Genomic DNA, 11,843 nt, shown 5'->3' with positions numbered 1-11,843 from the left:
ACTTGTGAACGCGCCTTTGAGTGGAAACCGGACACCCGGCAGCAACCGATACCGCTGCTTCCTTTCGGACCTGACGGGGTTCTCAGCGCAACCGCCGTCCGGCTTCCCTCTGTCGGAGATTGGTTCCCTACAGCGTTTCCGGTGGTTCGTCAACTCTTCACGGAACATCGCGGCTCCGGAACACCTTTGAATTTCATAGTCGTACGGTCTGGATGTTGCAAAATCGCGTTCAGGTGGTTAGTAATTATTACGAGGTGCAACATGAATGAATTCGATACGCGCGTGGGCGGGACCCTCAAGGCCGCCGGGTTGGAAGTGCTGCAGGTCAACGTCGGCCTGAAATGCAACCAGGCGTGCATACATTGTCACTTGGAATGTTCCCCGCAGAGGGCAGAGGTCATGACCCGGGAGACCATGGACCGCATCGTCCGTATGGCCGCCCTGATCAAGCCCCGTCTGGTGGACATCACCGGGGGTGCGCCGGAACTCAACCCCCATCTCAAATCCTTTGTGACCGATCTTATGGCCGCAGGCCATGCGGTCCAGGTGCGGACCAACCTGTCCGCCATGACCGAGCCCGGCATGGAGGACTATCCGAAGTTCTTTGCCGACAACGGGATCGGGCTGGTCGCTTCCATGCCGTGTTACCTGGAGGAGAACGTCGCCCGGATGCGCGGCGGCGAGTGCTTTCCCAAGTCCATCGCCATGCTCAAGAAGCTCAACGGCCTCGGCTACGGCCTGGAGGAGGGGCTGACCCTCGACCTGGTCTTCAACCCCGGCGGACCGGCGCTGCCTCCCGGCCAGGAGTGCCTGGAAAAGGCGTACAAGAAGGAGATGAGCGAGCGCTACGGCATCGTGTTCAATCGCCTCCTGACCATCACCAATCTGCCCATAGGCCGATTCATGGACGAGCTCGGGGAGCAGGGCAAGGCCGGGGAGTACATGACCCTGCTCAAGGATTCGTTCAATCCGGCCACCGTGGACGGGCTGATGTGCCGCCACCAGGTGAATATCGGCTGGGACGGACGGCTTTATGACTGTGATTTCAACCAGGCTCTGGATCTGCCCGTGAACGGGGAAGCGCCGGACAATGTGGACGACTTCGATCTGGCCAGGATGGTCCACAGGCAGGTGGTCACCGGCCCGCATTGCTTCGGCTGCACGGCGGGCGCGGGGTCGAGCTGCGGCGGGGCCCTGGACACCTGATCCCGTCCTCGAGGTTGACTTGCGGCGCGGTTTGGGTCACGCCACCGCCATGACCGTTCACGCGATTCCTCAATTCATCGAGAGGCAGTTTCTCCTCATCGCGGTCGTTGCGTCCGCCCTGGCATTGGCGTGGCCGCAGTCCTTCATCTGGGTCAAGCCGCATATCCCGCTCGGCCTCGGGCTGATCATGTTCGGCATGGGGCTGACCCTGGAATTCGAGGATTTCCGCAATATCCTGCGCAAGTGGCCGCTGGTCGGCCTCGGCATGGTCCTGCAATACGTGATCATGCCCGGCCTGGCCGTGGGCGTTTCCTTTATTCTCGGCCTGCCCCCGGAAGCCGTTGTCGGCATGGTGGTCGTGGGTGCGTGCCCGGGCGGCACAGCCTCCAATGTCATCGCCTACCTGGCCCGGGCCAATGTCCCGCTGTCCGTGACCATGACCCTTGCGTCCACCTGCCTGGCGCCGGTTCTTACACCGGCCATCATCTACCTGATCCTGGAGCGGCAGGTGGAGATCGAGTTCTGGTCCATGGTCCGGTCGGTATTCTGGATCGTGATCTTCCCGCTGGTGGACGGCCTGGTGCTGCGCAGGCTCTTCCGGGCAAGGCTGGAGCCGGTGCTGCGCTATTTCCCCTCCTTTTCGATCATCGTCATCGTCTTGCTCATCGCCTGCATCATGGGGTTGAACCGGGAAACCCTGCTCGCCTTTCCTGTTCTGGTCCTGTTGGGCGTGGCCCTGCACAACGGCTTCGGCCTGGCCGCCGGATACGGCGTGGCCCGGCTCTTCCGTTGCTCCAGGCAGGACGCCCGCACCCTGGCCATCGAGGTGGGCATGCAGAACTCCGGGCTCGGCGTAGCCCTGGCGGTCAAGCACTTCGGCGTGGCCACGGCTTTGCCCGGCGCGTTGTTCAGCCTGTGGCACAACCTCTCCGGGGTGGCGTTGGCCCGCCGCTGGAATCGCAGGAACGGGTAGCCACGCTGAAAGGTAATTTGAAAATTCAGGATTCTGTGCTTGACGGGTGTTACTGATTTGATATTAGTATCTTTCAGTTGACCATGAAATCTGAATTGATGTTCGTACAAGAGGAGGAACACCTGATGAAAAAGATGATCGCCGTAGTCGCCGTTCTGGCGGCGGTATTGTTCGCCGGACAGGCGTTTGCGCACTTCGGTATGCTCATTCCCGACACCGACGCCACCAGCCAGGACAAGCGGACCGTGGAAATGGTCCTGTCGTTCTCACATCCCTTCGAGGGAGTGGGCATGGAGCTCGAGAAGCCCGCAGAATTTTTCGTGGTCGTGGATGGTCAGAACAAGACCGATCTGCTGCCGACCCTCAAGGAGACCAAGGTCATGGATCATCTGGCCTGGAAGACGTCCTATCAGGTCAAGCGGCCCGGCTTATACGCCTTTGTCTTTGACCCGGTTCCCTACAAGGAAGACGCAGAGAACAACTACATCCGTCACATCACCAAGGTCGTGGTGGACGGCTACGGCGAGGGCGAGGAATGGAACCAGCCCCTGGGTCTGAAGACCGAGATCGTGCCCCTGACCCGTCCCTTCGGCAATTACGCCGGGAACGTGTTCCAGGGCGTGGTCATGCTGGACGGCAAGCCCGCTCCGTATACCCGCGTGGAAGTGGAGTTCTACAACAAGGACGGCAAGAGGACCGCGCCCGACGAGCGCATGGTCACCCAGGAAGTGATCGCCGACGGCAACGGCGTCTTCACCTTTGTCTGCCCGTGGAAGGGGTGGTGGGGATTTGCCGGCCTGAACGCCGACGCGCAGCCCTATGAGGGCCGGGAGCTGGAACTCGGTGCCGTCATCTGGGTCGAAATGAAATAATCCGTTTCTTCAACCATGCCGCCCGGCCACCTTTCCGGTCGGGCGGCTTTTCTGCATTCTGCCCAGGATGGGCGTGACGAATTCGTCGGGGAAGGCCCCGCAGGTTGCGCCCACGAATGCGCCGATGATGGAGCCGATCACCAGGTTGGACCCGTCCGGGCTGGCCATCACCTGGAGCAGGGTGCCCACAAAGGCGCCCATGAACGCGCCCATGGTCCAGCCGTCGTTGTTTACCCCCCGGTAAGGCTTCAGTCCGCGCCAGGTGCGGACGAGGTCCTTCAGGAAGAAGCCCGTGAATCCCCCCAGAAAGGCGCCGATGAGCGTCAGCATCATGCCGGGAAAGGCCGTGTGCAGGGTGAACCCGTACTGCATGGTCCCTTCGATGACGCCCGCGATCCCGCCGATGGCCAGAATCCCGTGGAAACTCTTTTCCTTGATATCCAGTTTCGGAATGAAGTCCTGCATGCTTTTTCCCGCTTGATGGGAAATCCTTTCCCGGTTGTTGTGCACAAGGTGTTGGCTGCCAGAATCGTGCCGCTGGGCATGGGCTGCGCCTGTTGCGTAAAATTCAATTCAAACAAGCGTTTAAATTGGATTTTCAGTTAGACATTTTTCTCCTGTTTGGGTATGAAGTGTGAGTTTGTGCAAAATATCAACTTCAATGTTTCCGGGCGGAAGGATACCGCAGCATCTGGGAGGGTGACGGAAGCGTTGGACAACGACAGCTGCCGAGAGAGTGAGCAGCCGTTTAAGGGGGAAGGATGAAACGTGCATCCGTCTATTTCGTCATGAGTTTGCTCGTCTGCCTGTTCGCTGTTGCAGCGACCGCCCAGGCAGGCGGTTTCGGCCTGTTCGAATGGGGCAACGCAGCCCTCGGCCAGGGCACCGCTTACTACGCAACCGGTGACGATCCGTCCGTCATCGCCTACAATCCGGCCCAGATGACCCGCCTCGAGGGTATACAGGTCTATGCCGGCGTTACCGCCATTTCCCCGAATTCCGATGTCAACATCAACGGGACCAAGAATTCGACTTCCCAGCAGGTCTTCGCCGTCCCGCATGCCTATGCGACCTATCAGGTGAACGACAAGCTGTTCATCGGCGCAGGCGAGTTCACCCGTTTCGGCCTGGGCACCAAGTACGAAGACGGCTGGACCGGCGCCACATTGCTGCGCGAGGCCAAGCTCGAGTCCTTCTCCTTCAACCCGACCATCGCATACAAGGTGAACGACTCCCTGTCCATCGCCGGCGGTCTCGAGATCATCAAGGGCTCCTTCTACGTGACCAAGCAGCACTTTGCCACCGGCAGGCCGTTCAACGTCGAGGTCGAGGGAACGTCTCTTTCCGGTAACGTCGGCCTGTTGTATGATTTCACCGACGACTTTTCCGTGGGCTTCTCCTACCGGGCTCCGGTCAGTTTCACCGGCCACGGCGACGCGGAACTGGACGGGCTCCTGCCTCAGACCAACGCCACTGTCGAAGCCACTTTCCCTGATCAGTACTCCCTGGGCCTCGGCTATCAGCTGACCGAAGACCTGAGCTTTGAATTCGATGTCATCTTCACCCGCTGGGAACTGTTCAACGACATGTCGTTCGATTTTGAAAGCGCCTTGTACCCCGACAACGTCGAGACCTTCAACTACAAGAACACCTGGCGTTTCCAGCTCGGCACCGAATACATGGCCACCGACAACTGGGCTCTGCGCGCCGGTTACGTGTTCGACCAGACCCCGACCCGGCATGCGTACGCATCCCTGATGCTGCCCGCCAACGATCGGCACATGTTCACCCTCGGCACCGGGTACACCTTCGGTGACCTGACCGCCGACCTGGCCGGCATGTACATCTTCACCGAAGAGCGTGAAGCCCTGACCATGTTCGACGGCGCGACCAGGAGTTCCGTGGACTTCAAGCAGGGACAGACCTGGGGCCTGGGCCTCTCTCTCGGCTACAAGTTCTAGGAAAGCATGTCTCATGACACCACGGCCCCCGCTTCGGCGGGGGCTTTTTTTTTGATCAGTCGTTGACAGGCGGCCCGGCCATGATGAAATGTTGGATGCGAGGTAATCTATGATTCATCTGAACTCCGTGACCTTCTCATACGGTGCGACCGGAGAGGCCGTGACCGATGTCTCCCTGAACGTTCCCAAGGGGCGATTCCTGGGGCTGGTCGGTGCCAACGGCAGCGGCAAGTCCACGCTCCTGTCCCTCATGGCGGGGCTGTATTCGCCCACGGGCGGGTCCCTGTCCGTGGCGGACCGCAAAAGTCCCGGCATGGAGAAATCCATCCGTTCCGTCTGCCGCATGGTCATGCAGGATGCGGACCTGCAGATTCTCGGCGGCACGGTGGAGGAGGACCTGCTCATGGGGCGCAAGCGCAGCGAGGCCACTGTGGCCGAGGCTCGGCGAATGGCCGAACGCTTCGACCTCCTGGAAGCCTGGGAACGGCCCGTGCAGTCCCTTTCTTGGGGCATGAAGCGCAAGGTCTGCCTGGCCGCGGCTTTGCTGGACAAACCCTCGGTGCTGCTTCTTGACGAGCCGTTCAGCGGTCTGGATTACCCCGGTATCCGCGAAATGCGGGCCATCATGGCCGAAAACAGGCAGCGCGGACTGACCCAGGTGGCGTCCAGCCACGATCTTGAGAGCTTCATCGACCTGGTGGACGAGCTGGCCATAATGGACAAGGGTGCCCTGGTCCTGTCCGGACCGCCCGAAAAGGTACTGGATCGTGTCCTTGAACACGGCGTCCGGCCGCCCTGCTCATGGAGCGCGGACCGGGCCATCGCCGCCTGGGAAGAGGAGGGCGCGTGATGCGTGCGGTGGCGGACGGGCTGCGCGCTCTCGATCCCCGGTTGAAGCTGGCGGCCGCGCTGGTGCTCGGCCCGTGCCTGTGGAAGGTGCACGTGGCTTCGGCGGCCTTCTGCGCGCTGGTCTTCCTCTTTCTCGTTCCCATGCTGTCCGCCAGCCGCCCCTTGGGCTCCCGGATGGTAAAGAGCCTTTTCTTCTTCATTTTCCTTTGGGTCGCGGTCAAGTCCGGGGTGGACGCAATGACCGGCGTCCCGTCTGAGTACATCCTCGCGGACGCAGGGCAACTGGCGGTCAGGCTGACCGGTCTGGTGCTTCTCGGTCTGGTTCTGGCCCTGTCAACATCGCCAAGGACCATCGGCCTGGCCGTGGCCTGGTACATCCGGCCCCTGGTGGGGCGGGAACGCGCCTGGCGCGTGGCACTGTCGCTGGCCCTGATGGTTCATTTCCTGCCCATCTGCCTGTCCACCGTGATCGGTGTTCGGGACGCGCTGGACCGCCGCTGCCCTGAAATGGGCGGGATCATGAAGGCGCGGGTCATCCCCCAGGCCGTTATCCGCAACCTCGGGCAGAAGACCTGGAGCCAGACCCTGGCCGTGGCCAGCCGTGGCCTGGAAGGCCCCGAGGCGTGGGAGGCGGACTTCCGCTGGGCCGCATTGGACCTGGTCTGGGCCTGTCTGATCGCCATCGTCGTCGTTCTTCTCTTCATTCCCTGATCCTCACCGGTCCCGTATTGACGCAAGGCGGCGACATGCCGTACGGTTTTTCGCAGTTGTCGTTTCAAGCCGTCCGTGATCTTTCGACCGCTGAGGATGATATGGCAGAGATTGCAATGATGCTCCCCGACCAGGCCCGCTCCTTCATGGAGAAGAACAAACCCGAATCCTATACGCTGCTGGATGTCCGACAGGAGTGGGAATACGAGGAGGAACACCTCCCCGGGGCGCTGTTGGTGCCGCTGTCGGATCTCCCCGACCGCATGGACGAGCTCGACGCCGGGAAGCCCCTGCTGGTGTATTGCCGCACCGGAGGGCGCAGCATTGCCGCCGCCAGCCTGCTTCAGGGGCAGGGATTCACGGATGTCAGCAACCTGGTGGGCGGCATTTCCGGCTGGAGCGGCGGCACCGCCTTTGGCCCCATGGAACTCGGCCTGGTGGAATTCACCGGCAGGGAGACCCCGGAAGAGGTGGTCCTAAAGGCCTACGCCATGGAAAACGCCCTGCAGATATTTTACACCCAACGGGCAGATTGGGCCGAAACCATGGAACGCATCGAGCTGTTCATGGAGCTGGCCGTGTTCGAGGATCGGCACAAGGACACGCTGTTCACGCTTTACAACAGGCTCACCGGCAGCGACATTGACCTGAGCGCGTTCGAGAAGCTGGCCCTTGAGAGCGAGGGCGTCGTGGAAGGCGGCGTCGAGATCGCCGAGTTTCTGGACCGGCACCCGGATGCCTTTGACGACGAGCAGGGGATTCTCCAGCTGTCGGCCATGATCGAGGCCCAGGCCCTGGACTACTACCTGCGGTGTGCGAAGGCCGCGCAAAGCGAAGAGACCCGCAAGGTCCTGCAGCTCCTGGCCCGCGAGGAAAAGGCCCACCTCAAGCTGCTGGGCAAGTCCATGGACATGCGGGATATCTAGGTTCGGACCGGTCTCCGGGAGCGGATGTTCGGCACCACTATTCCCAATATGATCAGCGCTGCTCCGACCATCTGGAGCATGACCACGTTTTCGTCCAGAAAAATCGCTGCCGCCCAGAGGGTGACGACGGGTTCCACGGACGAGAAGATGCAGGCGAAGGCGCTGCCGATGCGTTCGATGGCCGCGTAGAGGAACGTGACGGCGATCACGCCCGGCACCAGTCCCAGCGCCAGCGCGATAACGGCCTGATCCGCCGACAGCCGTGACCAGGCCGTAACGTCGCCTGACAGGGTGAAGGACACCGCCGCGAACAGCATGACGTAGAAGGTCGCGCTCAGGGGGCGCATTCCCTTGAGGAGCACCTGTACCAGGATCAGGTAGAGGGAGAAGACCGCCATTGCTCCCAGGGCGTAGAGCAGTCCCGTCCCGTCAGCTTCCCGCAGGAAGGCGTCGTAAAAAACCAGGCAGCATCCGGCCATGACCAGGACCAGCGAAACGACCACCGGCCGGTCGAGCTTCATATCCAGGAAATACGCCGAAAGCAGGGCGACCGCTATGGGGTGGCCGTAGAGAATCAGTGCCGTGGTGGAGGCCGGTATGGTCTCCAGGGCAGCCACAAAGCAGGTGGTCTGGCTCCAGTAGACGACCAGTCCCAGAAAGGCGCATTTGCCGAGATTCCTGGGTGAAATGCGGAGCAGGGTGCGGTCCTTGACCAGGAGGATCAGGAGCAGGGCGAGCACGCCGAGGGTGAAGCGGGACTGCATCATGACCGGCCCGGTCATGGACGCCTCGTAGCCGAGTTTGACCATGATAGCCATGGACCCGAAGGCCGTGGCGGAAATGAGCGCGTAGACGAGTCCCCTGATCATGCCGTTTTCTTCATGTAGGCCATGAATTCCTGGTTGCCCTTGGGGCCCAGGATTTTCGACGGCACCACGCCGACGACGGTCAGGCCGAGCTCGGATTCGCAGAACCCGGTTACCATGTCCACGGCCTCCTGCCTGAGGCCTTCATCCCGGACCACGCCCTTGTCGGTCTGGCCGGGGCCCACCTCGAACTGGGGCTTGATGAGCACCACCAGTTCGCCGTCATCGGCCAGGAATTGCATGCAGGCGGGCAATATCTTTGTCAGGGAGATGAAGGAAACGTCGGCCACGATGACGTCCACCTGCTCCGGGATCAGGTCGGGTTCCGCGTGGCGGACGTTGGTCCGCTCCAGGTTGACCACCCGATCGTCCTGCCTGAGCTTCTCGTGCAGCTGGCCGTAGCCCACGTCCACGGCGTACACGCGGACGGCCCCGTGCTGCAGCAGGCAGTCGGTGAAGCCGCCGGTGGAAGCGCCCGCGTCGAGCGCCGCCTTGCCCGTGAAGTCGAGGGTGAATTCCTCGATGGCCGTGAGCAGCTTGTACGCCCCGCGCGAGACGAACCGGTCGTCCTCGGGGACCGCGAACTCGGTGTCAGGGAAGAATTGCTGGCCGGGCTTGGAAACGGGCACCTTCTGGCCCCGGTCAAGGTAGTGGACCTTGCCCGCCATGATCAGCCGCTTGGCTTTCTCGCGGCTCTCGGCATACCCTCCTGCGGCCAGCAGGTGGTCAGCCCGTTGTTTTTTTGCCATGGGTGCCTCCGGCGGCTGGGGGAAGGGGAGGAAACACCCTTTGAAAAGGGTTCTTTCCTCCCCTTCCCCCAGACCCCCAACCCCTTCTTTTCCAAAGCTCTTTATAGCCGCTTCGCTGAAAGAACGGGGGCTGGGATAAACTTATTTCTTTTCCAGGCCGAGGCGGGCCACCACGTTGTCGGCGGTGGTCTGGGTGTATTCCTCGGCGGAGAGTTTTTCCTTTTCTTCCGGGGTGATGACCAGTTCGGGCTTATTGGCCAGGGCCGTGTCCGGGGTGATCTCGAATTCCGGGGGAAAGGCGTTGTCGAAATACATGTTCTGGAAGTCCACGAACTTGAGCTGGTGGGCCGTTGAATCCAGCACGCACAGTTCGTCGGTCGAGACCAGGCCGAGTTCCAGGGCGCGCTTGGCCCCGGCAAAGGTCTCGCCACCCTGGGTGCAGGCGATGTGGCCGTTCATGTTGGCCTGGATCATGGAGTCCATGATCTGCTGTTCGGTGACCTGGAGGACCTGGAAGGCCTGCTTGCCGCCCACGGCCTCGAATTTTTCGGCGTAGTACTTCACGCGGGGGAAGGAGACCGGGTTGCCGATCATGGCCGCCTGGGCCACGGAGGCGGATACGGTCACCGGGGCGTACTCGCGCTCATCGGGGTCGTCCACGGCGTAGTACCGGTAGACCGGGTCCGCGTGGTGGGACTGGACGCCGAAAATGCGCGGCAGCTCGTCGATGATGTCCAGTTCATACAGCTTGAGGAATCCGGCCATGATGGCGGTGATGTTGCCCGCGTTGCCGATGGGCACGAAGATGCACTTGCCTTTCATGTCCCAGTCGAACCACTGGGCGCATTCGAATGCGTAGGACTCCTGGCCGAGGATGCGCCAGGCGTTCTTGGAGTTGAGCAGGGCCACGCGGTAGTTGTCGGCCAGGTGCTCGACCACCTTCATGCAGTCGTCGAACACGCCGGGCACCTCGAGGACGATGGCACCGGACCCGAGGGGCTGGGCGAGCTGGGCCGGGGTGACCTTGCCGTGGGGCAGGATGACCACGGACTTGATGGCCCCGCCAACGTAGGAGGCGTACAGGGCCGCCGCAGCCGAGGTGTCGCCCGTGGACGCGCACACGGTCAGGATCTGGTCCCAGCCGTGCCTGCGGATGAGCGAGCGCAGGTAGGAAAAGCCGCAGGCCATGCCCCGGTCCTTGAAGGACGCGGACGGGTTCTGGCCGTCGTTCTTGTATGCCGTGCGCAGGCCGGTGGCCGCGTTGAGGCCGGGGCTGGATTCCACCAGGGGGGTGTTGCCCTCGCCGAGGTAGACGATATCCTCTTCTTCCAGCACCGGGGCCATGAGTTCGTAGAAGCGGAAGATGCCGCGCAGGGCGGTTTTCTTGGAGGCCGCTCGGGAGTCGAAGATTTCGCGCCACTGCTTGCCCGGCGTCTTCTTCAATTCGTCGAAGAGCAGGTTGTCCAGCAGGAACACGCCGCCGCAGTCCGGGCAGGTGTAGTACAGCTCGTCGGTGGGGAATCGCTTTCCGCAACCTAGGCAGAAGTATTCCATGTGTCCGCGATAGGCGGGAAAAAGATCGGCAGTCATCGGCTCACCCAAAGAAGATAAAGGTTCTCTCTCAAATACCTTGCCCCTGAAAGGCCTCAAAGATTCGCTTAAAAGGTATGGTATGGCAAGTCAAAAAAACTTGGTTTGGCTGTGTGCAGGAGTCGTTGGGGATATGGGAATTCTTGAAGCAGGGGTTCAGAACATCCGTTTGTCTTGGAAGGTTGCCTTTGGCACGATGCAGGAAAAGGAGTGGACCAACATGGAAAGCCAAGTGGAGTTGAAAGCGGCCAACGAACGAAATGCCGGTACGTTCAAACGATTGATGCCTGAAATCGCTGAACCCTATACTGCGCTCAACCAGGAAGTATACAAGGACGGGGTCGTCAGCGGCAAAAACAAGCGGCTCATGGCCCTGGTCGGTGCGTTGGTCGAAGGGTGCAGGGCTTGCATCCTGTATCAGACGGAGGAGGCGTTGAAGCAGGGAGCTTCAGTGGATGAGATTCTGGAGACCTGTTCGGTGGCTCTGGCTTTGGGCGGGACCATGGGCATGGGGGAAATAACCCGGGTAATGGCCTACTTGAGAGAGCGGGATTTGTTGCCGGGATAAGGAAAATGGGGAAGACGTGCATCACGTCTTCCCCGAAACAACCAGTAGCATGTCTCCGGATTTGGAGGGCCTTACGGCCAAACCCGGGGGATGGACACGACCACGATGCATGCGCCGATGGCCGTCTTGACCGTGAAGCCGAGCGCCTTGCCCACGAATGCTCCCTTGGCCGCACGGAAGGCCTCGGGCCTGGACCGGCCCGGCATCTCGGCGATGAGGCAGCCGAGGTAGGCGCCGCCCAGGGCGCCGATGATCGCTCCGACGCCCAGCAGGAAGGACGCCCCGAAGACGGCCCCGGCAATGGCCCCGATTATGCCGCCCACGTTGCCGCGGGTGGAGGCCCCGTATTTTCCGGCGTACCGCGCCTGGAGAAAGAATTCGAGTCCCTCGGCCACGGCCGCGATCACGGCGAGGATGATGATGAAGTTCCAGGTCATGGACTCCGGATAGAGATACTTCCAGAGCGAAACCAGGCCGATGGCCACCCAGTTGGCGGGCATGCTGAAGAGCTGGAGCACCTGTGAAAAGAGCAGGCCCAGGATGGTCAGGATGGCCCAGACATATTCCATGCC

13 protein-coding genes and 1 other RNA gene are annotated in these 11,843 nt (G+C 61.5%); 8 read left to right on the top strand and 6 right to left on the bottom strand.

The genetic code is table 11. The features are described from left to right. Positions 1–16: 16 nt before the first annotated feature. Positions 17–110: signal recognition particle sRNA small type (ffs, locus tag OO730_RS03580), an RNA gene on the bottom strand. 151 nt (positions 111–261) lie between these two features. Here ffs and arsS point away from each other — a divergent pair. The 3 genes from arsS to OO730_RS03565 all read left to right on the top strand — a co-directional run bounded on the left by arsS (position 262) and on the right by OO730_RS03565 (position 3,051). Then, positions 262–1,206: an arsenosugar biosynthesis radical SAM (seleno)protein ArsS gene (gene arsS / locus OO730_RS03575; protein WP_264983207.1), complete on the top strand. Its 945-nt coding sequence runs from the start codon at positions 262–264 to the stop codon at positions 1,204–1,206. A gap of 49 nt (positions 1,207–1,255) precedes the next feature. Beyond that, on the top strand, positions 1,256–2,179 hold the full coding sequence (locus OO730_RS03570) for a bile acid:sodium symporter family protein (protein ID WP_264984118.1): 924 nt from the start codon (positions 1,256–1,258) through the stop codon (positions 2,177–2,179). Positions 2,180–2,304: 125 nt separating this feature from the next. Further along, a complete protein-coding gene (locus OO730_RS03565) occupies positions 2,305–3,051 on the top strand; it encodes a DUF4198 domain-containing protein (protein ID WP_264983206.1) in 747 nt (248 codons plus the stop codon). 9 nt (positions 3,052–3,060) lie between these two features. Here the strand turns inward: OO730_RS03565 and OO730_RS03560 are convergent, their stop codons facing one another. After that, entirely contained in the window at positions 3,061–3,516 is a 456-nt protein-coding gene (locus OO730_RS03560) for a hypothetical protein (protein WP_264983205.1), read from the bottom strand. A gap of 296 nt (positions 3,517–3,812) precedes the next feature. Between OO730_RS03560 and OO730_RS03555 the strand changes: the two genes are divergently transcribed. From OO730_RS03555 to OO730_RS03540, 4 genes are all read left to right on the top strand, one after another. Next, on the top strand, positions 3,813–5,012 hold the full coding sequence (locus tag OO730_RS03555) for an OmpP1/FadL family transporter (RefSeq protein ID WP_264983204.1): 1,200 nt from the start codon (positions 3,813–3,815) through the stop codon (positions 5,010–5,012). Positions 5,013–5,121: 109 nt separating this feature from the next. Continuing rightward, positions 5,122–5,862 carry an energy-coupling factor ABC transporter ATP-binding protein gene (locus OO730_RS03550; RefSeq protein WP_264983203.1) on the top strand — a complete coding sequence of 247 codons (741 nt, stop codon included), beginning with the start codon at positions 5,122–5,124 and terminating at the stop codon, positions 5,860–5,862. Next, positions 5,862–6,572, top strand: a complete 711-nt coding sequence (locus OO730_RS03545) for a CbiQ family ECF transporter T component (protein WP_264984117.1) — start codon at positions 5,862–5,864, stop codon at positions 6,570–6,572. The genes OO730_RS03550 and OO730_RS03545 overlap by 1 nt, the downstream gene beginning before the upstream one ends. Positions 6,573–6,673: 101 nt before the next feature. Then, the gene (locus tag OO730_RS03540; protein WP_264983202.1) at positions 6,674–7,498 is read left to right on the top strand and encodes a rhodanese-like domain-containing protein; all 825 of its coding nucleotides are present in this window, start codon (positions 6,674–6,676) and stop codon (positions 7,496–7,498) included. Here OO730_RS03540 and OO730_RS03535 read toward each other — a convergent pair. The 3 genes from OO730_RS03535 to thrC all read right to left on the bottom strand — a co-directional run bounded on the left by OO730_RS03535 (position 7,495) and on the right by thrC (position 10,703). After that, a complete protein-coding gene (locus OO730_RS03535; protein ID WP_264983201.1) occupies positions 7,495–8,367 on the bottom strand; it encodes a DMT family transporter in 873 nt (290 codons plus the stop codon). The genes OO730_RS03540 and OO730_RS03535 overlap by 4 nt on opposite strands. Then, positions 8,364–9,113 (bottom strand): TlyA family RNA methyltransferase, encoded by a 750-nt coding sequence (locus OO730_RS03530; protein ID WP_264983200.1) that lies wholly within the window; start codon positions 9,111–9,113, stop codon positions 8,364–8,366. Before OO730_RS03530 ends, OO730_RS03535 begins: the two co-directional genes overlap by 4 nt. 141 nt (positions 9,114–9,254) lie before the next feature. Continuing rightward, the gene (gene thrC, locus OO730_RS03525; protein WP_264983199.1) at positions 9,255–10,703 is read right to left on the bottom strand and encodes a threonine synthase; all 1,449 of its coding nucleotides are present in this window, start codon (positions 10,701–10,703) and stop codon (positions 9,255–9,257) included. A 133-nt stretch (positions 10,704–10,836) separates the two neighbouring features. Here thrC and OO730_RS03520 point away from each other — a divergent pair, with 133 nt between their 5' ends. Then, the gene (locus tag OO730_RS03520) at positions 10,837–11,271 is read left to right on the top strand and encodes a carboxymuconolactone decarboxylase family protein (protein ID WP_264983198.1); all 435 of its coding nucleotides are present in this window, start codon (positions 10,837–10,839) and stop codon (positions 11,269–11,271) included. Positions 11,272–11,342: 71 nt separating this feature from the next. Here the strand turns inward: OO730_RS03520 and OO730_RS03515 are convergent, their stop codons facing one another. Continuing rightward, positions 11,343–11,840 (bottom strand): DUF456 domain-containing protein, encoded by a 498-nt coding sequence (locus OO730_RS03515; protein WP_264983197.1) that lies wholly within the window; start codon positions 11,838–11,840, stop codon positions 11,343–11,345. Positions 11,841–11,843: the final 3 nt, after the last annotated feature.

The organism is Pseudodesulfovibrio portus (genome assembly GCF_026000375.1).
Lineage (GTDB): Bacteria > Desulfobacterota > Desulfovibrionia > Desulfovibrionales > Desulfovibrionaceae > Pseudodesulfovibrio > Pseudodesulfovibrio portus.
Note: the sequence above shows the minus strand (reverse complement) of the source record. Positions and strands in the feature narration are given on the sequence as shown.

Excerpts from the sequence above, each read along its gene's own strand:
- arsS (WP_264983207.1), top strand. The coding sequence starts at position 262 with ATGAATGAATTCGATACGCGCGTGGGCGGGACCCTCAAGGCCGCCGGG.
- OO730_RS03570 (WP_264984118.1), top strand. The coding sequence starts at position 1,256 with ATGACCGTTCACGCGATTCCTCAATTCATCGAGAGGCAGTTTCTCCTC.
- OO730_RS03565 (WP_264983206.1), top strand. The coding sequence starts at position 2,305 with ATGAAAAAGATGATCGCCGTAGTCGCCGTTCTGGCGGCGGTATTGTTC.
- OO730_RS03560 (WP_264983205.1), bottom strand. The coding sequence starts at position 3,516 with ATGCAGGACTTCATTCCGAAACTGGATATCAAGGAAAAGAGTTTCCAC.
- OO730_RS03555 (WP_264983204.1), top strand. The coding sequence starts at position 3,813 with ATGAAACGTGCATCCGTCTATTTCGTCATGAGTTTGCTCGTCTGCCTG.
- OO730_RS03550 (WP_264983203.1), top strand. The coding sequence starts at position 5,122 with ATGATTCATCTGAACTCCGTGACCTTCTCATACGGTGCGACCGGAGAG.
- OO730_RS03545 (WP_264984117.1), top strand. The coding sequence starts at position 5,862 with ATGCGTGCGGTGGCGGACGGGCTGCGCGCTCTCGATCCCCGGTTGAAG.
- OO730_RS03540 (WP_264983202.1), top strand. The coding sequence starts at position 6,674 with ATGGCAGAGATTGCAATGATGCTCCCCGACCAGGCCCGCTCCTTCATG.
- OO730_RS03535 (WP_264983201.1), bottom strand. The coding sequence starts at position 8,367 with ATGATCAGGGGACTCGTCTACGCGCTCATTTCCGCCACGGCCTTCGGG.
- OO730_RS03530 (WP_264983200.1), bottom strand. The coding sequence starts at position 9,113 with ATGGCAAAAAAACAACGGGCTGACCACCTGCTGGCCGCAGGAGGGTAT.
- thrC (WP_264983199.1), bottom strand. The coding sequence starts at position 10,703 with ATGACTGCCGATCTTTTTCCCGCCTATCGCGGACACATGGAATACTTC.
- OO730_RS03520 (WP_264983198.1), top strand. The coding sequence starts at position 10,837 with ATGGGAATTCTTGAAGCAGGGGTTCAGAACATCCGTTTGTCTTGGAAG.
- OO730_RS03515 (WP_264983197.1), bottom strand. The coding sequence starts at position 11,840 with ATGGAATATGTCTGGGCCATCCTGACCATCCTGGGCCTGCTCTTTTCA.